Raw genomic sequence first — 21,716 nt, forward strand, 5'->3', positions numbered from 1 at the left:
TTGGAGCACCCATGGCCTTGAGCATTGCAGAGCAGCACCACGCAGCGGAAACCGCCGCCACCTGTACTCAGTTGCTAGAGCTGGACGTTGTCTGGACGACCGGTCTGGAGGGCGGCGTTCCGGAGGGGAAAACGGAGGCGTCCGGCGATCTCATCAACGTTGGTCTGAGTATGGCCACCGCGCTCGGGCAGATTCACGAGCGGGTGTCCTTTCTCGGCGGTTTCGCTGATCAGCTTGAGGGGCTCCTTCTGGAGCAGGGCGGTCAGATCGAGGGCTGGACCCTGGACCTGAGCCCCATGCATGTGCCTGGGCTGGTACGCGATGCGGTGAAGTACGTGGACAACCATGCGACCGAGGAGATCGCCGCTCTCCTCGCCAAGGTTGAGCGCCTGGAGGGTGGGCAGGCCGTGCAAGGCGATTTGCGGAGAAGAATGCGCGGCTACCTCTTCATCCTCGGTGCGGCCGTTTCACTGGCCCTGGGGACCCTTGCTGCGGCGGGTGGTGGCCCAGTTGGGGTCGCCCTCGGCGTGGCAGGTGTGGGAGTGGCGCAGGTGTTCTTGACGCAAGGACTCTCCGACGTACGCGCGTGACGCGTCTCGGTGCGCCTGGGTGCTGACCTGATTGCTGGTGGGCGCGTTGTGGCGCACGTTCCGCCTAAATTCCTGGACGCCGACGATGAGTCGGGCCTCTGAGTCGCCTGGTTCTCCGCGTCGCAGATTGTTCCGAATTCCACCACCCCAGGCCCCCGCTCCCCACGGAGCGGGGGCTTCGTCATACCCGGAGGGACCCATGAAGCACATCGGCCGGATCCGCCACGGCCGCTGGCAGTGCAACATTTGCCGGGCGGCCTGGGCCACGGTGGAGGGCGCCAAGAGAGCGAAGAAGCCGTGTCCGGAAATTCCGCTGCCCCACGGCCTGTACCGGCGCGAGCACATCGTCTACCCCACCTGGTCGAAGGAGGAGCCCGAAGAGGGGCGCGAGCCAGTTGACGCGCTGTGCGACGACGGTGGCTGCCCCTGTATGACGCACGCCTGCGACTGCGACGTCTGCACGGCGAAGATCGACGCGCCGGGGCTCAACGTCCTGCGTGACGACCATGAGTGCAGCGGTGGCGGCCTACTGACATACCTGGAACGCGGAGAGATAGTCAAGACTGTCCCGTGCTGAGGAGGTGGGTACGAGCCTGTACCCGGGCGAGGCAGGCGACAGGGATGAGATCCGTAGAGCCCAGTCCAGCGGGCCATTGCTCTGCTTGTCCCGCCAAGTCTCGGGTTCGAATCCCGAAGGCGGCTCCATCGTGTGCTCAGCGCCGGATCGCGAAGACCTCGACATCTGCGTTCATCGCCCGCAGCCGACGGGCCGACTGAAGGAGTGAGACCTGAGCGAACGCGAAGAGGGAGTCGACGGTGATGTCCTTCCCGTCCTTGAGGAGGATGGCGAGGACGACCTTCAGCGTGCCGAAGTCGCTCAGGAGACGGTGGTCGGGAGTACGGTCCGCAACCTGCCGGAGGAAGTCCTTGCGGATGGCTTCGTCACTGCGCAGGGTTTCGACGGCGGTCACGGCCTGGGCGAAGAGGTGGTTCAGTGGCGCGGTGCCAGCGCTGCTGCTGGCCTTCTTGACACAGATCAGCTGGTTGTCCGGGCCCAGGACATCGCAGATCTCCAGCCCGCCGCCGTTGAACTTGTCGGTGACGACGTTCTTCTTGTCGAAGAGAAGGTAGCCGTGTTGATCGGCTGCTCGCTTGTTGTACCAGTCCTCGTCGTGAGAGTCCTGCTGCTTGCTGTTCGGTGCGCCCTTTGGCCACGTCGGCAGTTGCACACTTGACGGCTTGTCGAGCAACTGCCGCAGCTCGTCCTCGAGCGTCTCAAGGAATCTGGCACCCACCTCGTACCACTTCCCATGGCCGTAGCGGAAGATTTCAAGTCCAGTGAGACGGTCGTGACGTTATGAGGTTTGTGGTGCGGGTTCCCTGCGCTTGGCGGGGTCGTTGATCCATGCCGTCTTCGGGATCTCGGGTGGTCTGGGACGGCGGCCGAAGCGTTCGGGGTGGCGCGCGTAGGCCTCGGCGAGGGTGACGGACCGCTGGTCGCGGATCTCCTCCGCCGTGCCGAAGTGGACGCTGGCGGGCGTGTGAAGTCCGATACCCGAGTGCCTGTGCTCGTGGTTGTAGTACGAGATGAAGGCGTCGAACCATTCGCGGGCATGGGCCAGGGAGTCGAACCGCTCGGGGTAGTCGGACATGTACTTGGTGGTCTTGAACTGGGCCTCGCTGTAAGGGTTGTCGTTGGAGACCTTCGGACGCGAGTGACTCCGGGTGACGCCGAGGTCGATCAGCAGCTGGGAGACCTTCTTGGAGGTCATCGAGGTGCCCCGGTCGGCGTGCACGGTCTCGGGGACGATGCCGTTGCGCGCGATGGTCTCGCGGATCAACTCCTCCGCCCGCTCGGCTGATTCGGCCAGTTCGACGGTGTGGCCGACGATGTAGCGGCTGAAGATGTCGATGATCACGTAGGCGTGGTACCAGATGCCCTTCCTGGGGCCGGCAGCTTTGGTGATGTCCCAGGTGAAGACTTGCGAGGGGCCGTCGGCGACCAGTTCGGGCACCGTTTTGGCCGGGTGGGTGGCCTGGCGGCGGCGCTCACCGGACTGCCCCCGCTCACGCAGGATCCGGTACATCGTGGAGACCGAGCAGTGGTAGCGCCCGGTGTCCAGCTCACGGGCCCAGATCTGCGCGGGCGCCAGTTCGGCGTACTCGGGGCTGTTCATCAACTCCAGTACCGCAGTGCGCTCTTCGGCTGTCAGGGCCGATGGCTGGACCTGGGGCGACCTGGGCTTGCGTGCGGGCGTCGGCTGAAGCCTGCGGTAGTGGGTGGCCCGGGAGCGGCCGGTCAGCCGGCATGCGGCCGTGGTGCCGAGCTCGTGTTCGACGGCGGTGAACGCCTCGTCCACGACGGGGTCCGCGGCGTGCTTCAGTCCGCGCTCTCGGAGATCATTTCCAAGAGCGCCGACGCTTTTCCCAGGACCTCCAACGCTGCCTTGTTCCGGGCGAGCTCCCTCTCCAGCCGTTCCACCTGCCGGCGCAGCTTCTCGTTCTCGACCTCGGTGGCGGACTTCTTCGGGCGGGCCGGGCTGGTGCGGTGGTCGACCAGGTTCTCCAGGGCCCCGGCATCGCGCGCGGCCCGCCACTCGGTGACGTGCGAGTGGTACAGGCGCTCGCGGCGCAGAACCGCACCCTTCTCGTTCTTGGGCGCGGCGTCGTACTCGGCGACGATCCGCAGCTTGTACTCGGGACTGAACGTGCGGCGCTTCGGCCTGGGAGCCGGGTCGGCAGCGGACGGATTGGTGCTGGTCATCAGGGATGGAACTCCTACTCGGGCCCTCTCAGGCTAACCCGACAAAGCGGGACGTCTCACCCAAGGCTGACAGAGAGGGTAGAAGTACCGCGTCGTTCCGACAGGGACGTCCGCGATGAGCCACTCCTTGCCGCTGGTCGCCGCGCCGGCTGGCGTCTTAAGGTCGTCGTCGCTGAACATGACGACGCGCACCTGGCTGAGCGCCTTCATGCGATCACCTTCGGCCTTGTCCGAGACGAACTGGAGGAGGACGGGGAGGTCGAGGTCGAAGACATCTTCGCTTCGGCTACCCAGGGTGATGCGGAATGCCTGCGCAGAGCCGAAGCCCTCTTGGCAGGCTTCGGGAACTCCCAAGGTCAGCCGGGGGTGGCTGGTATCAGCCAGCATGGCCTCCAGGGCGGTCCGAGCGTCCACCGCCTTGCGGCTTCGGTTGTCCAAGGTGTGCAGTCGGTCCACGAAGCGCAGTTCCGGTAGTGGGTCCGCTCGGGCGCACACCTCTTCGATCGCGCGTAAGTCGCTGAGGAACTCCTCTGGAGTGGTGGCCAGCGGCAGCTTGATGGTCGACTCCGAGCACTCGACCCGGACGTGCTTGGAGGTCCCGGAAGGCAGCGATGTCAACGCAATGCCGCTGACCGTTCCGCAGATGCGGCGGACGACCGCGCCGAATCGGTCGAGCCCGAAGCCGTCGATGCGCTCGCCACGGGCGACGGAGTACTCATCAACACGCCCTCGGCCGTCCATGATCTGATTGCGGACCTTGATGATGCCGTCCTCGTCCAGGCATCGGGTAGCGAACTCCAGCCCGAACTCGTCGTCCCGGTAATAGGGGTCGAGCATGTGCTGGCCGACGCCGTAGCTCAGGGCATACAGGCCGCGCTCGGTCCGCATCAGGACGAGGCCGGCGGCGGAGTGGTTGCGCTCCTTGACCTCCAGGCCGGTGATCCGTTCAACGGCCGGGCACCAGTCGGCCCGGTCCCGGGGGATCCCCCCGTTCACCAGTAGTCCGGTGACGCCCTCTCGGGAGAAATCGCGGACCTGGTAGCCCGGGCGGCTGAGGTAGCGGGGGCGCACGAGGGCCCGGAGGTCTACCGGCCGCCCATCGGGAACGGTGAGTCGGTGCAGGGTGGACTTCCGGGTTCCGGTGTTCTGCTGCTTGGCATCCACGTCGCGCTCCTTGTCTCTTGCCTTCGGCGGACATGAGCTGCACTGCCTCTTGCGCGCTGACCGGCCGAATGGCAGCAGCAGTGCGTCGATAATGAAGGTAGCCAAAGTCTGTTGGCGCTGTCAACAAGATGTAACTTCAAGAATGGCTGGCCATGGTGTACGGTGACGTCATGCTTGAAGACGACGTCCCCGACCCCACGGCCACCGCTGCGGAGATCGCACGGTTGGCCGGGGTGACGCGCGCCGCAGTCTCCAACTGGCGCAGGCGTCGCCCGGACTTCCCGGCGCCTGTCGGCGGCACGGCGGCCAGCCCGTTGTTCTCGCTCGTTGAGGTGCAGCGGTGGCTGGACGGACAGCGCGAAGGGCGGGAGGTCAACAGCGAGGTCCGGTTGTGGCAGGCGCTTCGCACCGCCTTCGGGGTCGACATGGTTGGAGCGCTGGCGGCCGTTGGCGAGCATCTCCTTGGGGAGGGCATCGGGCTGAAGGACGGCTCTGCGCGCGAGGCGATGGAGGGACTGCTCGCGGAGCGGACTCCTGCCGAGGCGATGGACGGACTTGTCGCCCGTCTGTTGGATTCCACCGCCCGCGCCGCGTTGGACGGATCTTCGACGCTGCAACTCGCCCGAGCTGTGGGGGAGCTTGCGGGCGAGACCACCGGCACCGTCTTCGATCCGGCGTGCGGTATCGGATCCCTCCTGGTCGCGGTGGGTGGCGGCAAGGTGCGCAGCAGGCTGGGCCAGGACATGCAAGCGGATGCGGTTCGTCTGGCCCGGGTGCGTGTGGGCCTGTCCGCCGCCTCGAGGGCGACACCACCTCGGTTGGCGGAGGGCGACTCGCTTCGGGCTGACGCCTTTCCGGACCTTCGCGCGGACCTGGTCGTGTGCGAGCCGCCAACTGCCGTGGCCGACTGGGGTCGCGAGCAGTTGCTCGTCGATCCGCGCTGGGAGGCTGGGGTGCCCTCGCGTGGAGAGAGTGAGCTCGCTTGGCTCCAGCACTGCTACCACCACACAGCCCCTGGGGGGAGGGCCGTGGTCGTTTTGCCGGCGTCGGTCGCCCACCGCCGATCCGGTCGGCGGATTCGCGCGGAACTGGTGCGTCGCGGTTGCGTCACCGCGGTGGTGGCTCTGCCGCCGGGCCTCGCGGCTAGCCATGCTCTCCCGCTGCACGTGTGGATGCTGAGCCGGCCTTCCGCCCCCGGAAACGGCGCGACGACGGTGCGAATGGTGGACCTCGGCGCCAGCAGCTCCGACGGACCGTGGCAGCCGAAGCCGCACCAGGAGGTCTGGGTGCCGCTGATCGATCTGCTCGACGATGACGTGGACCTCACACCCGGCCGCTATGTCCGCGAGCCAGAACCCGACTACGCGGCAGAGTACGTCGCGCTGCGAGGCGAACTCGATCTACAACTGCGCAGACTGCGGAACCTGCTACCGGAGCTGTCGGCCCGGAGCGATGCCGGCGACCTGGATGAGGGTGTACCAGTGGCGGTGAGCGACCTGTTGACCGCTGGTCTAGTCACTCTCGACGGCGAGCAACTCACCTCCACCAGTGACCAGCTGGACCCGGACTATGTGCGGGGCTTCGCAGCCAGTCCGGCGAACACCCGCCGCAGCACCTCGTCCTCGGGTACGTTCCGAGCGGACCTTCGCTCAGCGCGCTTGCCGCGTATGGACATTGAGGCGCAACAGCGCTACGGAAACGCCTTTCGCTTGTTGGGCACGTTCCAGCGCGAACTCACCGAACTTGCCAAGATAGGAGACCGAGCCGCGCGGCTCGCCTGCGACGGCCTCACCAGCGGCGCGCTCGACCCAGGGCCCGCGCTTGACTCGGGCGGCATCAGGCAGCAGATCACGACGACCGACGGAGACGACGCAGTGCGGCGGGAAGAGGGCAGGACGCTTTGAGTAAGAACCAGGAACTGGCTGACTTCATCTGGTCGGTGGCCGACCTGCTGCGGGGAGATTACAAGCGCTCCGAGTACGGCAAGGTCATCCTGCCGCTGACTGTGCTGCGCCGGCTGGACTGCGTCATGGAGCCGACCCGGCAGGCTGTGTGGGACCGGGCCGCCTCCTACACCGGAGAGAACAAGGACGGACTGCTGCTGGCTGCGTCCAAGCTCAAGTTCTACAACCTCTCCGAGCAGACCTTCGACACCATCAGCAGCGACGCGGCCAACGTGGCGAAGAACCTCAGGGACTACATCCGCGGCTTCTCAGTCGAGGCCACCGAGATCATCAACCGCTACGAGTTCCACCTCCAGATCGACCGGCTGGACAACGCTGACCTGCTCTACCAGGTGGTGCGGAAGTTCGCCGGCCTGGACCTGAGCTTCGAAGCCGTGGACAACCACGACATGGGCTACGTCTTCGAGGAGCTGATCCGAAAGTTCGCCGACGCCTCCAACGAGACTGCCGGTGAGCACTTCACCCCCCGCGAGGTCATCGAGCTGATGGTCGAACTGCTGCTCGCCCCAGACGACGACCGGCTGAACGGAGAGGGCCAGGTCGTCAACATCCTCGACCCGGCCTGCGGCACCGGAGGCATGCTCTCGGCGGCCGAGGAACACATCCGCAAGCTGAACCCGAGAGTGCGCGTCAACCTGTTCGGACAGGAGCTCAACGCCGAGTCGTACGCCATCTGCCGCTCCGACATGCTGCTAAAGGGCCACACCGCCAAGAACATCCGCTTCGGCAACTCCTTCAGCCAGGACGGCCACGAGGGCGAGACTTTCAACTACATGCTGGCCAACCCACCCTTCGGCGTGGAGTGGAAGAAGGTCGAGAAGGTCGTCCGTCAGGAGAACGAGGACCGGGGATACGACGGCCGCTTCGGCGCCGGCCTACCCCGGATCAACGACGGCTCGCTGCTGTTCCTGCAGCACATGATGAGCAAGATGCAGCCGCTGAAGAGGGACGCGGCCGGCGACGAGGTTGGCGGCACCCGGCTGGCCATCGTCTTCAACGGCTCCCCGCTCTTCACCGGTGGTGCGGGGTCCGGCGAGTCGGAGATCCGCAGGTGGATCATCGAGCACGACTACCTGGAGGCGATCGTCGCCCTCCCGGACCAGATCTTCTACAACACCGGCATCTCCACGTACTTCTGGATCGTCACCAACCGCAAGCCTACCGACCGCAAGGGCCACGTGATCTTGCTTGATGCCCGCGACCAGTGGTCCAAGATGCGCAAGTCGCTCGGCGAGAAGCGTAAGGAGATTACCCGTGCCCAGATCGGACACATCTGCGGCATCTACCGCGACGCGCTTAGCATCGTCAGTGACGAGGCCCATCCGGACCACAGGCGAGTGAAGGTCTTCGCCAACCGGGACTTCGGCTACCAGCGCATCACTGTCGACCGGCCGCTCAAGCTCCGCTTTGAGCTGACCGAGAACAGCCTCACCCAGCTCGGCGCGTCAGCTGCCGTGAAGAAGTCAGTCGGCGGCGAGGCGGTGGTCGAGATGCTGCTCGCCGCGCTTAAGCCGCTGCTCGGATCGCAGTGGTCCACCAAAGCTGAGGCATGGGACGCGCTGCGCACGGCCATGGTGGAAGAGGGCGTGCTGTGGCCCGCCGTCGCAACGTTCCAGAAGGCCATGCGGGACGCACTGGGCGTGACAGACCCCGAGGGTGAAGTCCAACTCATCAAGGGTAAACCCGAGGCTGACGCCGACCTGCGCGACAACGAGAACGTCCCGCTGAGCGAGGACATCGACGAATATTTTGCCCGCGAGGTGTTGCCTCATGTCCCGGACGCCTGGATCGCGGAGACCCGTAACCCGAAGACGAAGGAGGTGGAGCGGTTCAAGACGGGGTACGAGATCCCGTTCACCCGTCACTTCTACGTCTATACCCCGCCGAGGCCGCTGCCGGAGATCGACGCGGAACTCAAGTCGCTGGAGGCCGAGATTCAGGCGCTGCTCGGGGAGGTGACCGGCTGATGAACCCAGCTCAGACTAAGATTCGATACGCGCTGCGCCCCCGAGAGGTGACTGGCTGTACGCATCTGCAAGTCCTATCGGTCTACCGAGATCACGGAGTCATTCCGAAGAATTCGCGAGATGACAACAATAACAAGACTCCTCTAGATCTATCGCGATACCAAGAGGTCCGTCCCGGCGATCTTGTGATCAATAAGATGAAGGCTTGGCAGGGATCTCTTGGCGTTTCCCGGCATCATGGGATCGTGAGTCCAGACTACCTGGTTTGCACAATTGATCGATCCGTCCATCCCGGATTTCTTCACCACTTGCTGAGGTCTGCACTCCTCATTTCTGAGTTTGGTCGCCGGTCTAAGGGAATTAGGCCAGCGCAGTGGCGCCTCTATTGGGAGGATTTTGCCGAGATCTCCATTCCGCTGCCCTCGCTCGACGAGCAACGGCGCATCGCTGACTTCCTCGACGGAGAAACCTCTCTCATCGACAAACTGGTGGATCTCCGTTCTCGTCAGCGGGATGCGATCCGCACTCGGCAGGCCGTGTATGCCGAGAAGGCTCTCGGACAGTGTTCGTCAGGGGAATGGACTAAGGTCAAGTATCTCGTTCGGGCGCGACCGCGCTATGGAGTGCTTGTCCCTGTTTTCGAGGATGATGGAGTTCCTTTTATTCGCGTCAATGACCTGCTGGACCTTTCGGGGCGGGCAAGTGGATTGCTGCGAATCCCAGTAAGTCTCTCAAGTCAATACGCGAGAACAATCACCATGCCGGGCGACATTCTCCTTAGCGTGGTTGGAACCCTGGGTAGAGCGGCTATCGTGCCGGATGAACTTGCCGGCGCCAACGTTGCTAGGGCCGTTTGTTCGATTCGCTTGAAACCGAATGTCGATGCGAGTCTTTTCACCGCCTGGATTGCTACGGGTGAATTTGACCGTCAGGCAGTTCTTGCTACTGGGTCGGACTCTGCCCAGCCCACGCTTGGGATGGAAGATCTGTCGAATTTTTCTGTTCGGTGGCCCACGGATCCCAATGAGCAAGAGAGGGTCGCCGGTCAGGTGGAAGAGGGGCGGCAGGGCCATACGGAATTGGTCCGACGCACAGACCGTCAACTTGCGCTCCTCGCTGAGCGCCGCCAGGCACTGATTACCGCCGCCGTCACGGGACGGCTCGACGTCACCACTGCCGAGCGCTCTGCGCACGGTCACGCTCTCTGAGGGGGATTCAGATGAACGATGCGCGCGTCTACACCGAGAAGGCATTTGAGAACGCCGTCGAGGCGGCGCTGCTGCGCAGCGGTTGGCAGCGCGGGCTCGCGAACACCTACGACCGTGCGCTGGGGATCGACACCTCGGAGCTTGCCGTGTTCCTCGGGGCGTCGCAGAACGACGCTTGGCTGGCGCTCCAGGCCGCCTATGGCGAGGAGGAGGAGCAGGCCATCGGCCGGTTCGCGAAGCGGGTGGCGCGGGAGATCGATTCGCGAGGGCTGCTGGATGTCCTGCGGCGGGGCGTGAACGACCGGAACGTAAAGATCCAGCTCGCGTACTTCCGTCCCGCGCACACTCTCGCTAGCGATGCCTTGGACGAGTACGACGCCAACCAGCTCACGTTCGTGCGCCAGTTCCACTACTCGGCCTCGCGCCCGTCCGACACCCTCGACATGGCGTTCTTCCTCAACGGACTGCCGGTCGCCTCCGTGGAGTTGAAGAACGGGCTGACCGGCCAGACCGTCGAGGAGGCCAAGCGGCAGTACCGGCGGGACCGAGACCCGAAGGAGTTGTTCTTCGCGAAGCGCAGTCTGGTGCACTTCGCGGTCGATCCGACGCTGGCATTTCTGACGACCCGCCTGGCCGGGGACGCGACCCGCTTTCTGCCCTTCAACACCGGCTCCGGTGGCCCCGGTCAGATTGGCGGGGCGGGCAATGTCCCGGCACCTACAGACGGGTCGTATCCCACCTCTTACCTCTTCGACGGGGTATGGGCGCGGGACAACTGGCTGGAACTGCTGCAGCGCTTCCTGCACGTGGAGGACGCCGCAGCGAAGGCCGGCAGGGCGCCCTCGCACAAGCCCGGCAGTGCGCACACGCAACCGTTGATCTTCCCGCGGTTCCACCAGTGGGACGCAGTGCGCAAGCTCATCGCACACGCGGCCCGCCACGGCTCGGGGGAGAACTACCTGATCCAGCACTCCGCCGGTTCGGGCAAGTCCAACACCATCGCCTGGCTGGCGCACCACCTGTCGAGCTTGCACACCTCCCACGACCTTGGGCTGATCGCGCCGACCGCACTCGCCTCAGGCTTGGGGGCGAACAAGCTGGTCTTCGACAAGGTCATCGTGATCACTGACCGGCGGGTGCTGGACAAGCAGCTCCAGGACACCATCTACCAGTTCGACCACAAGGCCGGCGTGGTCGTACGGATCGACGAGAACTCCCAGCAGCTCGCGGACGCGCTGACCGGGCCGACGGCCCGGATCGTGATCACCACGGTGCAGAAGTTCCCCTTCGTCCTGGACAAGGTCGCGGGGCTGGGTGGACAGCGCTACGCGGTGATCATCGACGAGGCGCACTCCTCACAGGGCGGGGAGAGCGCAGCGGCGCTGAAGAAGGCGCTGGGCCGTCTTGGCTCCGACGCGGTGGATGAAGACGGTGACCCGCTGACGGCCGCGGCCCTGGCTCGCGGCAAGCAGCCGAACCTTTCCTTCTTCGCGTTCACTGCCACGCCCAAGGCCAAGACGATCGACCTGTTCGGCACCCCTTACCCCAACGCCGGCTCGGGGGAGCAGGAGAAGGGACCATTCCACGTCTACTCGATGCGGCAGGCCATCGAGGAGGGCTTCATCCTCGACGTGCTCGGCAACTACATCACCTACGCCACCTACTTCAAGCTGCAGGAGGCCGCCGCCGACGCGGCCGAGCAGCAGGTGGATCCGCGTAAGGCCCGCTCCAAGCTGGTGAGGGCTGCGCTGATGTCGGAAGCGTCGATGGCCTCCCGCGCGAAAATCATCGTTGACCACTTCCGCTTGCATTCGAGCCCGCGCCTCGGCGGTCGGGCCAAGGCGATGGTGGTCACCTCCGGCCGTGACCACGCCGTGCGGCTGTACCAGGCTATGCGCGCCTACATCGATCAGCGCGGCTTCACTGACTGCGGCACCCTTGTTGCGTTCTCCGGGGCACTGACCCTCGACGGGATCGAGTACACCGAACCCAAGCTCAACGGCTTCCCCGAACGTGAACTGCCCGCCCGATTCGGCTACACCCGCGCTGACGACCCGAACCCGCCCTCCGTCCCCAAGCCCGAACACCGGATCCTCGTCGTCGCCGAGAAGTACCAGACCGGCTTCGACCAGCCGCTGCTGACTACCATGTACGTGGACAAGATCCTGGTGAAGCTGGCCGCGGTGCAGACGCTGTCCCGACTCAACCGCACTCACCCCCTCAAGACCACCGAGGATCTGTTCATCCTCGACTTCGCCAACCGCCCCGAGGACATCCAACAGGCGTTCCAGCAGTACTACGAGGCGTCGATCAGCGAGCCCACCGACCCCAACCTGCTGTTCGACCGCGAACGCGAGGTCATGGCCTACCAGCTCCTGGTGCAAGCAGAGATGGACGCGTTCGTCACGGCGTACTTCGCCGCCTTCCAGGGCGGAACAGCGACCGACACGGCCATCATGAAGGCCCACGCCCGGCTCTACGGCTACCTCCAGCCGGCCCTGGACCGCTTCAACGCCCTCAACGCCACCGAGCCCGACACTGCGGCCGAGTTCCGCCGCGCCCTGGAGTCCTACACCAAGGCGTACGGCTGGCTCTCCCACGTGATCGGCTTCGAGAACCTGGAGCTGGAACGGCTCTACCAGTACGGGCGCTTCCTGCTGCGTCGTCTGCCCGCACCCGTGCGCAGTGCCGGCGCGGACATCGGTGCCGCAGTCCCGAGCCACATGCGCATCACGCAGACCGGTACCCCCGAACTGCGCCTGGAGGCAGCCGGCGCACAGCTCCTGCCAGGCTTGGTGCCCGAAGCCGGCGGAGCAGTGGCCGAGGCGGAGGAGATGTCGCTGGCCGAGGTGATTCAGTCCGTCAACGCGGAATACGGAACCGGGTTGTCCACCACCGACCAGATCCTGCTCGGCCAGCTGGTGGTCGCCGTCAGCGAAGACCCCGAACTGCGGGCCATCGCGCTGCACCAGGATCAGGACGTCTTCGGCGGGGAGCTCGAGAAGGACCTCGACCGGATCGTCATCGACCAGGCGGCCTCCAACGACGCGCTCATGGTCCGATACTTCGACGACGCCAACGTCAACCGCCTGTTCAAGCAGGTCGCGACCCAGCAGGCTTACCAGCTCATCCGTCGCCCGGTCCGGCGCGAAGCCGAGCGCCGGGCCACTGAACAGCGGGCCGCCGAACTGAAGTCCACCGGAAGCCGTCGCGCGGAGCCACCAACCGCATAGCCTTTACTTGACAATACGTCACGTAATAGGCCCGGTGGAGTGGTTGCGCTCCGCCCATGCAGAGAGGCACCGCGCATGGTGCACGGCACGCCGCCCTCCGAGCCAGGAGTACCGGCCCGCATCATCGCGGGCCGGTACCGGCTGCACTCCCCCATCGGTGCGGGCGGCATGGGTGAGGTCTGGCAGGCGTACGATGAACGCCTGGACCGCCGGGTGGCGGTGAAGATGATGCTGGCCGAAAGCCCGCTTCCGCCCGGATTCCAGGGCGCGGCCTTCGAAGAGACCCTGCAGACCCGCCGCGCCCGTTTCCTGCGCGAGGTCCAGATCACCGCCGGCATCGAACACCTTGGTGTTCCCGCTGTCTTCGACACAGGCACTGATGAGGCCAGCGGACGCCTGTTCGTGGTCATGCAGCTCCTCCAGGGCCGAGAACTGCAGACCTTCATCGACGAAACCGACTACGAACACGAGACGGTCCCCGTCTCCTGGGCCGCGGCCGTCGGCGCCCAGATCGCCTCCGTCCTCGACACCGTGCACCACCACGACGTCGTCCACCGCGACATCAAGCCCTCCAACCTGATGATCACCCCTGGAGGGGTAGTCAAGGTCCTCGACTTCGGCGTCGCCGCCCTGCGCGGAGTCGGCACCCTGCCCCGGCTCACCCAGGTCGGCATGACCGTGGGAACCCCGCCCTACATGTCACCCGAGCAGAGCCTAGCGAACGCCGTAGGCCCCGCCGCCGACGTCTACGCCCTCGCCTGCGTACTCCACGAACTCCTGACCGGGAAGCCACCCTTCACCCCCGACGACAGTCGCTCTCACATGTGGCACCACGTCCACACCCCAGCCCCGCCGATCCGCACCCTGCGCCCGGACGTGCCGGTCGACATCGAGGCTCTGCTCTTGGCGATGCTCACCAAGGAATCCGAGCAGCGCATGGGCGCGATGGAGGTCTATGACGCTCTCTTGCCCCTCGTTCATGTCAACGCCCAAACCCTCGCTGCGACCGGCGATGGTGTCCTCGACCCTCGACTGCCGTTCCTCCGCCCCTTTGGTGGTCGGCCGCGCACTGCCGGCGTCGTTGCCTCCTACACGCCCACCGTGGTTGTTCCCTCGCCACTCGCGGTTCCTGCCGCAGCGGTGCAGGAAGGCGCCGTCGCATTGGCCGAGCAAGAGGCAGACGCGATTTCGGACCGTGCGGCTCGGCTGGCTCAGGAAGGCCAGTTCACCCAGGCCGTCGACGTTCTGGATAGCGCCATCGCAAGGGCCACGGATCCAGAGCTCAGGGAAGGCATGCAGTTCAGCCTCGCCCAAGTGAAGTTCCTGGCCGGAAGCCACCGCGAGGCCCTCGCCCTGTTCGAGCCCCTCGCCCACGAATACACGAACCGCTATGACGGTGACGACGAGCAAGCACAGCTGTGTTGGTACTACACCGCGCAGTGCCGGATGGAACTTGGTGAAGCGAGCGCCGCCATTCGGGCCTTCGACCATGTCGCGGAGAACACGCCTGCTTCCGACGACGAGGACGCCGTCAACCGCCACCTGGATACCCTCGCCCGGCTCATGAGTCTGTATGCAGCGACGGAAAACCTCCCCCAGGCACTGGACATCGGCGACCGACTCCGAACGGAGACCTCCCACCTGCGGGGAAGCGATTGGCCAGGGCTAGCGCAGATCGACGCCTATCTCCACCGCCTTCGCCGAGACCTGGGCTAATTGCTAGGAGAGGAGCTATGCAACAGGTTCGCTGATCGGTGCTAGACGGGTACACCGGGGGCGTGGAAGCCAGTGCGGAGGCTGCCCCGGTCTCATCATCGTCGCTTGAAGACCCGTGCGCGTCGGGCCGGGTCTGAAGAGATCAGAGATGGACGAGGACCATGCCGGCGAGGCGCTCAGCCCCGACGGGTGGCCCGGCTCCGTTCATGACGGGCTCGACGTACTTAGGAAGCCTCCGCCGGAGGCCGCATAGGACGTCGGCGTAGTACGGCGCGGAGAAATATGCACGGTCCGCAGGCACGGTGCGGAAGACCGCATCCCGGTTCAGGATCATAGGTAGCTCGCGTTCCATGACCTGATCGAAGACCCCGCTCCCCATTTTCGAGACGATATCGAAGATGGCCTTGGCGATCTCTCGAGGGCCGTATTGCCGGTCCTCCAAGAACTTTCGGAGCTCGCCTCGGAGTTGGTACAGGTTCGAGTCCTTGATCTCGGGGGTGAAGACGTTCCGGTCGATGGCGTCTTCAAGTGGGAGCCCGATAGAGAAAGCCTTCAGACCCGCTTGACGTGGGGCGCACACAGCCAGCTGCTGGGCCGCTAGGGCGGGAAGCAGAAGGATGCTGGCGCGCTCGCAACGTAGGCAGGATGGGTCGACCTGAGGAACCCCCTCCTGCCGGGAGGCGCAGGCCGGGCAGTGGCGGGCCCCGCCCCGGTATGTCAGATCGCCGCAGTAGAGAGCGTAGACGGCTGGCACATTGAAGCGGTCGGCGGTCCTGAGGAGATCAGCCATCTGCTTGCTCGTGTTGTCGGGGTGCTTGAAATCGACGGTGAATCCCGTTTTGATGGGCTTCAGCTTCTTGGCTTGGACGAGAAGGCCGAAGCATTCGCCAGTCAGGTCGACGAACCACCAAAGCCAGTCCGCACCGACCTGACCTTCGTGTGTCCGCGCGAATTCAACATAGCGGACCTCTGGGTGTGCCTTCATCAGTAGCTGAACGGTGGTTTCTTCCTCGCCCCACTCGCGGTCCTGCAGGGCGCTTTCCCGGACATGGTCCTCGACGGCCAGGCGGCCCCGGGTGAAAGCGGCGAGGACGTCGGCATGGCTCGGCACGGGGATGGTGATCCTTCCGGTGGCAGCTGAGCCGGCCGTGCGGGGCGACGGCGTGACAGGCTTGAAGTGAGGGTAGGTCAGTTGTCCACCACTAGAGTAGGCATTCCTCCGTGGCTGAGGGTAGTGTCCCCTGAAATGGTGGAGCGGTCCGTGCCAATAGTCGTGCGGTGGGGAGTAGTTCGTGCTGGCTCGGTAGGACACCGGTAATGAGCCGCCACAGGCACCACCTGGACAGGCCAGCCCCAGAACCGGACGATTGACCTGCGTCGGTCGTTACGGCCGACGACGGCTATCGGCAGCGAGTGTGGGCCACAGGATGGCGGGAAGGGTCTGGGCGAAGTAGTCGCCTTAGAGCGTTGTGGTGAACCGCTCTGTAGCTCGATGAGCTGCGGTTTCCTCAGCACGGTGGTGTGTGGATGGCTTCTTCAGGGCAGCCAGCTGACGGTTGGTTGGGTCGGTGGTGGAGGTGTCGTTCGTGCCGTCGGTGATTGCGTTGCTGGAGCGTCGTGAGGCGCGGGCCCGGGAAGAGTTGGATGCCTGGCAGGAGCTGCTGCGCGAGGCCCAGGAGCAGGTGGCTGTCCATCAGGAGCGGTTGGAGTGTGCGCGGATCGGCCGGGAGGAGGTGCTGCGTGCGCTGGCGGAGGAGGCCGAGGCCGTGATGGTGCAGCCGCTGACTGCGGTGACGCCCACCGCTCGCGCGCTGGCGCCGGTGACGGCACCGCAAGTGCCGCCGCAGCCGCCGCACGAGGCGGGGGACGGCGTGCCGGAGCCGGCAGTGCCCGCGGTGCCTTCGGTCCTGCGGACGGGTTACGATCCGCGGCCGCCTGCGTGGCAGCCGGGCCTGGGCGTGGAGGTGCTGGCCGGGGCCTATCGGCAGGTCTTCGATGTGGTCGCGGGTGCGGGTGCCCCGGTGGCGGTCAAGGCGTTGACTGTCGCGCTGGGGCGGGACGCAGAGCGGCTGAAGGAGATCGAGAAGGTCCGTCACCGGGCCTATGCGCTGCAGGCCAGGGGCTGGCTGGGGCGGGTGCCGGGCGGGTTGTTCATCCCCGCGCCGGGCCCGGCGCGGGGAGCCGGTGCGGGCGGAACTCGGGCCAGTGCAGGCGCTGGCGGGCCATCCGCCGGCCGAGGGTGATCGAGGCGGCCCACCACACCATCTGCACGTGGTGGTCGTCGCGGCGCTCGTGGTCGCGGTTCAGGCGCCGCGAGCGCGAGAGCCAGCCGAGCGTGCGCTCCACCACCCACCTGCGCGCCAGTACCCTGAACCCCTTGGTTCCGTCGGTGCGCTTGACCACCTCCACTCTCACCCCGTGCGCGGCGAAGGCGTCGGCCAGTTCCTGGCCCTGGTAGGCGGAGTCCGTCCACACGAGTTCGAGCAGCCGTCCGGGCTCGGCCATGAATGCCTCGAGCAACTCCGGGGCGGCCTTGGAGTCGTGCACGTTGGCCGCGGTGACGGTGACCTCCAGCAGCAGTCCGCCGGTGTCGGTCAGGACGTGGCGCTTGCGCCCGTCGCGCAGCTTGCCGCCGTCGAAGCCGCGTGAGGTGGCCGGACAGGTCTCCGAGCCGTCCACGGACTGAGAGTCGATGATGCCCGCGCTCGGCTCCGTCGCCTTGCCCTGCTTCTTGCGCTCGGTGCGGCGCAAGCGCTGGTAGAGCTCGCGGATGTAGCCGTGGCGGCGCCAGCGGCGGAAGAAGTCGTACACCGCCCGCCAGAAGGGGTAGTCCGCAGGCAGATTGCGCCACTTGACGCCATTGTCGACCAGATAGCGCACCGCGTCGATCACCCCCCGGTGGCAGTGCGCCTCAGGGCGTCCGCCCTTCCCCTCCAGCCAGGCGGGCATCGGCATCGCGCCGCGGATCACCGCCCATTCGGCGTCCGTCATGTCGCTGTCGTAGCGCGGCGCGCGGTGCCCCTCCCCGATCGCCCCGTACAGGTGCACGTAGCAGTCACACCCCGGAGTGAGCGCAGTGGACTCGCCGGCACCGGGAGTGCTGAACTGGTTGGGCAACGGGCCTCCTCGGGCGAAAGCGGTCTCGACAACCAGCTCTCTACCAAGGGGCCCGTTGCTTCACGCCCAAGCGGTCACGGGCACCTGCGTGCGAACGCTCACCCTCCCCACCTGCAAACCTCGAACGCCGCACGGTTCACCACAACGCTCTTACTGAGGGCGGTCGGGTGGCGGGAACTCCAGCAGGCAGCCGTCGAGGCGCACCAACATGCGCTGGACTGAGCCGTCGGGCAGGTGGACGTGGCGGTACAGGAACGGGTGTTGGGCGCCGTGCAGTGTGACCACTCCGTCCTCGAAAACGGCCCGACCGCTCGCTATCGCCCGCAGACTGAGGTCGGTGCCCGCCGAGTGGGCGTCCCTGTCCCGGCTGCTTGGGCGCCGGTGCCGCCCAGCCACGGGTCAGGCTCCGACCAGGGCGCGGGGGTCGGCGTCGGCGTCCCAACCGTGCGTGGAGAAGCCGCGCCCTCCGTGCAGGTAGGCGACGAGCGCCTTGTGCGAGGTGGGGAACATCGGGGTGGGCAGAGCATCGACCGGTGCCCACGCGACGGACACGTGCTTGTCCGGCTCGGTGTTCGTCAGCTCGCCCTGCCAGGTCGTCGTGGCGAAGACGGACAGCAGGAACGGGCCCCGGCCGTCCCACCCTGCCTTGACCTGGATCGTGTGCACCAGGCTCAGCTTCTGCGGATCAACAATCAGACCGGTCTCCTCCAGGACCTCGCGTGCCGCCGCCTCATCCAGCCGTTCACCCTCCTCCGCCTTTCCTCCCGGGATCGTGAACGCTGGCGTCTTGGCCCAACTGTCGTTCGCGTAGTGGATGACGGCGACCCGTCCGGTGGCCTGGTCGTGAACGATGGTGCTGACGGCCTGACGAAGAGTCATCACGATGGTGTTCCCAACTTCCTTGGTGGAGATCAGAACTGGACGGACTGCTCGTACAACAGGGCAAACGGTAGGGGCGGTTGCGGATCCCTTCGTGTCGGCTTTCGAGATGACGATCCTGGCAGTCGAGGGCCTGGGCGGTAGCAAGTCGGCTCGGGAGTCACCCGATCGTGGCAACATCAGTTCGAGGCCGGCCTGCGGCCGAGCGGCGGGCCGAGGCCGTCGGTGCGGCGCCAGTCGGTCAGATGAGCCGGAGAGCACAGGTGATGAAGTCGCGTGCGGCGGGCGCTCCCTGAGCGCTGTCACGCAGCAGGTCGAAAGCGCGCTGGAAGAGGGTGACGCCGTCCGGGCCGGTGATCGTGTGCGGGCCGGCGTAGCCCTCGGTCTCGACCCGGCTCCCGTCGTAGATCGTGAATCCGCCGCCCGGGTAGACGCGCAGTCGGGCGCGAGCGGGGATGACGGTGACGGTCAGACCAGGGCGGTCGAGCACCTCGAGCAGGTGCCGCAGCTGGGCACGCATCACCGCGGGCTCGATGGCGGTCAGCAGCGCCTGCTCCCCCAGCAGGACGTCGTGAGTGCGGTATGCCTCACCCAGGTACCGGGCGCGGGCGAGGCGGGCGTCGAGGCCGGCCTCGATGTCATCGGGCAGCTGGTGCAAGTCGGCGACGCTGCGCAGGACCGCGCGGGCGTACTCGGGGATCTGGCAGGCGCCCCAGATAAGGTCGGGACAGTAGACGGCCTGGTGCCTGGCTCCGCTGGTCAGGTCTAGGTACGCCTGCTGGGTGGGGCCGGTACCGCGTTGCAGCAGATGATCCTTGCTGGCCGGGGCGAGGGGCGGTTCAGGGCACACGGGTGGCTCCCGTTGATGGTGGGCGCTGGGGACTCAGCTGTCGGGCAGAGTTGGGCCGGAGTCGGGTCGATCTCAGGGACGGGCACCGGGCCGAACCGTGTCGCAAGCACGACGGCATGGCAGCAGCGCTCGGCACCGAGCGTCTGAAAGATCGCGCGAGTATGGGACTTCAACTACAGGTCGCGAGGGACGGGGGCATCGGGCGCGGCGAGGGCGAACAGCAGCCGGGGGCCGAGCCCCACAGTGTGGCCGCTGCCCATAAGCAGGACGGTGTCGCGGGGGCCAGCGAGTTTGGCGAGCAGGTGCTCGACGCCGGCTGCGGGGAGGTCTTCGCCGGGCAGGTCGGGGGTGTGGAGGTGGTTGTCCAGGCCGCCGATGGTGGCAGCGCGCGCGATGGCGCCGGTTCCGGTGGGCAGGTCGGGGTTGTCGGCCCGGCGCCGGTCGTACAGCGGCAGCAGCACCAGTTCGTCGACGGCGGCGAGCTCGGCGCCGATGTCCTTGGCCTGGGCGAGCGTGCGCGACCAATGGGAGGGTTCGAAGACGGCGACGAGCCGGCCCGTCGTCAGGGAGCGGGCGGCCTTGAGGTCGTCAGCGATCTCGACCGGGTGCCGGGCGAGGGAGTCCATCACGGTGACGCCCTCTTGGCGCCCCAGGACGGTCAGGGACCGCTCGATGCCGCGGTACTGCTCCAGGCCACGCCCCAGGTCGCCGGGGTCGGCGTCGAGGGCGAGGGCGGCAGCCATCGCCAACGCTGCGGCCGTGGCCGCGTGGCGCCCGGGCAGCGGCAGGCGCAGCGCGTGTGTCCTGCCCTCCCAGTCGCTCAGCGTCAGGGTGCTACCAGCGCCGTCCGTGGTGAGCTTGGTGATCCGCAGATCGCTGCCGCGGACCTGACCGACGCTCACCACCCGCGGGCCCGGCTGGTGCTCGGCCAGGCGCTGGGCGAGTTGGGCGCAGCCGCTGTCCCAGGTCGGCAGCACCACGATCTGGCTGCGGCGGGCCAGTGCCTCCAGTTCCTCCAGCGCGGCGTCGTGGTTGTCGAAGTGGGGTGGGTTCGCCGTGACGGCGGTGATCACGGTCAGCGTGGGTGCGCAGCATCCGCCGAGGTCGGCGTCGGGGCCGAGCTCGGTGATCAGCAGGTCGCCGCCGCTGTGGTGCCCGGCAGGCTGTCCGACAGGCGGGGCGAGCAGCGTCCAGGCCGGATTGCGTAGTGCAGGGCGGCGGTGAGTGCCCCGGCGGTGAGCGTGGTGCTGTGGCTGCCGGCCACCACGATCGAGGTCGGGGCGGCGGCGATCAGCAGGCCCAGCGCGTCCGCGTGGTCCAGGACCGGCAGGCCCATGTCCTGGGCGCGCGTCGTTTCGGCGCCGCGGGCCAGCGAGTTCGCCCCCGAGGCGACGAGGGCGGACATGTCGGCGCGCACGTGGCCGCGATCGTGTCCGGGCAGGACACCGATCCCGAGAGCGGCCAGATGGTCGGGGACGTCCTGGGGGTGGGCGCAGCCGGTGGGGCGGGCGCCGCGCTCGGCCAGCACTTGAGCCAGGCCCGGCATACCCGGATCTGCGATCCCGATCAGGTGCGGGGCTGCCAGCAGTGCGGGACCGGTGTAGTCGAGGGGGTCCATGGTCAGCTCCTTTGCTGCGGGAACGCGATGGCTTCTGCGCTGGCAGCGGTTGCGTGGGCGTGTTGGACGAGGGCGGTCAGGGAGCTCATCGCGGTGCCGTGCTGCGTTATGTCGGCCGTGATGAGGGGGATGCGCGGGTCGTTCAGGTGCAGGGCCCGGCGGACGGTTGCCTTGGTGCCGGGCCACGCGGGGCCGGGCTCGTTGATGACCGCGGCCAGTGGGATGCGGCGCCGGTGGAGGTATTCGGTCGTGGCCAGGGAGGAGGCCGGATTGTGGGGGTCGGCGACGACGAGTGCGGCGTCGGCGGCGCACAGCAGCTCTTCCCAGCGGAACCACAGCCGCTCCTCGTCAGGGACGGCGAAGAGCGTCACAGCTGCCCGCTCCAGGGCGATGCGGCCCAGGCTGAGCGTCACCGTGGCATCGGGGTCCTCGCTCAGGCCGCTGCCGGGGGCGGTGACGCTCAGCAGCTCCGTGACCGGTCGCAGCGGGTTATCGCTCAGGGCGGTGGCCAAGGTGTGCGCGGTGCCGGGCGGGCCGGCCACGAGGACCGCCAGGGACGGGCGCGGGTCGAGCAGCAGGCACTCGCCGCTGGGTGGGGACGGGTGGAGGGATGGCACCGGGTGTCTTCCTGAGTCGTCGGTCGGAA

19 protein-coding genes and 1 tRNA gene are annotated in these 21,716 nt (G+C 66.8%); 9 read left to right on the forward strand and 11 right to left on the reverse strand.

What is annotated here, in order from left to right; all coding sequences use genetic code 11:
• Positions 1–11: 11 nt before the first annotated feature.
• The 3 genes from OG455_RS37530 (at position 12) to OG455_RS37540 (ending at position 1,295) form a co-directional block, all read left to right on the forward strand.
• On the forward strand, positions 12–590 hold the full coding sequence (locus OG455_RS37530) for a hypothetical protein (RefSeq protein ID WP_266301246.1): 579 nt from the start codon (positions 12–14) through the stop codon (positions 588–590).
• A gap of 199 nt (positions 591–789) precedes the next feature.
• Complete coding sequence (locus OG455_RS37535; RefSeq protein ID WP_266301247.1) at positions 790–1,167, forward strand: hypothetical protein; 378 nt, start codon at positions 790–792, stop codon at positions 1,165–1,167.
• Between the two features lie 58 nt (positions 1,168–1,225).
• Positions 1,226–1,295, forward strand: a tRNA-Asp gene (locus tag OG455_RS37540).
• Positions 1,296–1,303: 8 nt separating this feature from the next.
• Here OG455_RS37540 and OG455_RS37545 read toward each other — a convergent pair.
• Genes OG455_RS37545 through OG455_RS37560 form a run of 4 tightly spaced genes read right to left on the reverse strand, consistent with a single transcriptional unit; the run spans position 1,304 to position 4,518 of the window.
• The gene (locus tag OG455_RS37545; protein ID WP_266301824.1) at positions 1,304–1,918 is read right to left on the reverse strand and encodes a DUF6119 family protein; all 615 of its coding nucleotides are present in this window, start codon (positions 1,916–1,918) and stop codon (positions 1,304–1,306) included.
• A 27-nt stretch (positions 1,919–1,945) separates the two neighbouring features.
• Positions 1,946–2,950: an IS3 family transposase gene (locus tag OG455_RS37550; RefSeq protein WP_266288800.1), complete on the reverse strand. Its 1,005-nt coding sequence runs from the start codon at positions 2,948–2,950 to the stop codon at positions 1,946–1,948.
• A gap of 20 nt (positions 2,951–2,970) precedes the next feature.
• Entirely contained in the window at positions 2,971–3,354 is a 384-nt protein-coding gene (locus OG455_RS37555) for a hypothetical protein (RefSeq protein ID WP_266288802.1), read from the reverse strand.
• A 33-nt stretch (positions 3,355–3,387) separates the two neighbouring features.
• The gene (locus OG455_RS37560; protein ID WP_266301248.1) at positions 3,388–4,518 is read right to left on the reverse strand and encodes a DUF6119 family protein; all 1,131 of its coding nucleotides are present in this window, start codon (positions 4,516–4,518) and stop codon (positions 3,388–3,390) included.
• A 170-nt stretch (positions 4,519–4,688) separates the two neighbouring features.
• Between OG455_RS37560 and OG455_RS37565 the strand changes: the two genes are divergently transcribed.
• The 5 genes from OG455_RS37565 to OG455_RS37585 all read left to right on the forward strand — a co-directional run bounded on the left by OG455_RS37565 (position 4,689) and on the right by OG455_RS37585 (position 14,606).
• The gene (locus tag OG455_RS37565; RefSeq protein WP_266301249.1) at positions 4,689–6,422 is read left to right on the forward strand and encodes an N-6 DNA methylase; all 1,734 of its coding nucleotides are present in this window, start codon (positions 4,689–4,691) and stop codon (positions 6,420–6,422) included.
• Positions 6,419–8,449 (forward strand): class I SAM-dependent DNA methyltransferase, encoded by a 2,031-nt coding sequence (locus OG455_RS37570; RefSeq protein ID WP_266301250.1) that lies wholly within the window; start codon positions 6,419–6,421, stop codon positions 8,447–8,449. Before OG455_RS37565 ends, OG455_RS37570 begins: the two co-directional genes overlap by 4 nt.
• 245 nt (positions 8,450–8,694) lie before the next feature.
• Positions 8,695–9,657, forward strand: a complete 963-nt coding sequence (locus OG455_RS37575; protein WP_266301251.1) for a restriction endonuclease subunit S — start codon at positions 8,695–8,697, stop codon at positions 9,655–9,657.
• Positions 9,658–9,668: 11 nt separating this feature from the next.
• The gene (locus tag OG455_RS37580) at positions 9,669–12,890 is read left to right on the forward strand and encodes a type I restriction endonuclease subunit R (protein WP_266301252.1); all 3,222 of its coding nucleotides are present in this window, start codon (positions 9,669–9,671) and stop codon (positions 12,888–12,890) included.
• A gap of 75 nt (positions 12,891–12,965) precedes the next feature.
• A complete protein-coding gene (locus OG455_RS37585; RefSeq protein WP_266301253.1) occupies positions 12,966–14,606 on the forward strand; it encodes a protein kinase in 1,641 nt (546 codons plus the stop codon).
• A 142-nt stretch (positions 14,607–14,748) separates the two neighbouring features.
• On the opposite strand, the gene OG455_RS37590 is transcribed toward OG455_RS37585, so the two are convergent.
• The gene (locus OG455_RS37590) at positions 14,749–15,717 is read right to left on the reverse strand and encodes a hypothetical protein (protein WP_266301254.1); all 969 of its coding nucleotides are present in this window, start codon (positions 15,715–15,717) and stop codon (positions 14,749–14,751) included.
• A gap of 475 nt (positions 15,718–16,192) precedes the next feature.
• On the opposite strand from OG455_RS37590, the gene OG455_RS37595 reads away from it, so the two are divergent.
• Positions 16,193–16,849, forward strand: a complete 657-nt coding sequence (locus OG455_RS37595; protein WP_266290265.1) for a hypothetical protein — start codon at positions 16,193–16,195, stop codon at positions 16,847–16,849.
• Here OG455_RS37595 and OG455_RS37600 read toward each other — a convergent pair.
• The 6 genes from OG455_RS37600 to OG455_RS37625 form a co-directional block, all read right to left on the reverse strand.
• A complete protein-coding gene (locus OG455_RS37600) occupies positions 16,758–17,723 on the reverse strand; it encodes an IS5 family transposase (RefSeq protein ID WP_266290267.1) in 966 nt (321 codons plus the stop codon). The genes OG455_RS37595 and OG455_RS37600 overlap by 92 nt on opposite strands.
• A 399-nt stretch (positions 17,724–18,122) precedes the next feature.
• Positions 18,123–18,602, reverse strand: a complete 480-nt coding sequence (locus OG455_RS37605; RefSeq protein WP_266301255.1) for an NUDIX domain-containing protein — start codon at positions 18,600–18,602, stop codon at positions 18,123–18,125.
• Between the two features lie 241 nt (positions 18,603–18,843).
• Complete coding sequence (locus OG455_RS37610) at positions 18,844–19,452, reverse strand: DUF5753 domain-containing protein (RefSeq protein WP_266301256.1); 609 nt, start codon at positions 19,450–19,452, stop codon at positions 18,844–18,846.
• A 173-nt stretch (positions 19,453–19,625) separates the two neighbouring features.
• A complete protein-coding gene (locus OG455_RS37615) occupies positions 19,626–20,525 on the reverse strand; it encodes a cyanophycin synthetase (protein WP_266301257.1) in 900 nt (299 codons plus the stop codon).
• 56 nt (positions 20,526–20,581) lie between these two features.
• The gene (locus tag OG455_RS37620) at positions 20,582–21,070 is read right to left on the reverse strand and encodes a Mur ligase domain-containing protein (protein ID WP_266301258.1); all 489 of its coding nucleotides are present in this window, start codon (positions 21,068–21,070) and stop codon (positions 20,582–20,584) included.
• Positions 21,071–21,072: 2 nt separating this feature from the next.
• The gene (locus OG455_RS37625) at positions 21,073–21,687 is read right to left on the reverse strand and encodes a hypothetical protein (protein ID WP_266301259.1); all 615 of its coding nucleotides are present in this window, start codon (positions 21,685–21,687) and stop codon (positions 21,073–21,075) included.
• Between the last annotated feature and the right edge of the window lie 29 nt (positions 21,688–21,716).

The sequence above is a fragment of the Kitasatospora sp. NBC_01287 genome, assembly GCF_026340565.1.
GTDB lineage: Bacteria > Actinomycetota > Actinomycetes > Streptomycetales > Streptomycetaceae > Kitasatospora.

Bases quoted from the DNA above. Each gene is read 5' to 3' on its own strand.
- OG455_RS37530 (WP_266301246.1), top strand. From the start codon at position 12: ATGGCCTTGAGCATTGCAGAGCAGCACCACGCAGCGGAAACCGCCGCC.
- OG455_RS37555 (WP_266288802.1), bottom strand. From the start codon at position 3,354: ATGACCAGCACCAATCCGTCCGCTGCCGACCCGGCTCCCAGGCCGAAG.
- OG455_RS37620 (WP_266301258.1), bottom strand. From the start codon at position 21,070: ATGGACCCCCTCGACTACACCGGTCCCGCACTGCTGGCAGCCCCGCAC.
- OG455_RS37605 (WP_266301255.1), bottom strand. From the start codon at position 18,602: ATGACTCTTCGTCAGGCCGTCAGCACCATCGTTCACGACCAGGCCACC.
- OG455_RS37585 (WP_266301253.1), top strand. From the start codon at position 12,966: ATGGTGCACGGCACGCCGCCCTCCGAGCCAGGAGTACCGGCCCGCATC.
- OG455_RS37535 (WP_266301247.1), top strand. From the start codon at position 790: ATGAAGCACATCGGCCGGATCCGCCACGGCCGCTGGCAGTGCAACATT.
- OG455_RS37565 (WP_266301249.1), top strand. From the start codon at position 4,689: ATGCTTGAAGACGACGTCCCCGACCCCACGGCCACCGCTGCGGAGATC.
- OG455_RS37580 (WP_266301252.1), top strand. From the start codon at position 9,669: ATGAACGATGCGCGCGTCTACACCGAGAAGGCATTTGAGAACGCCGTC.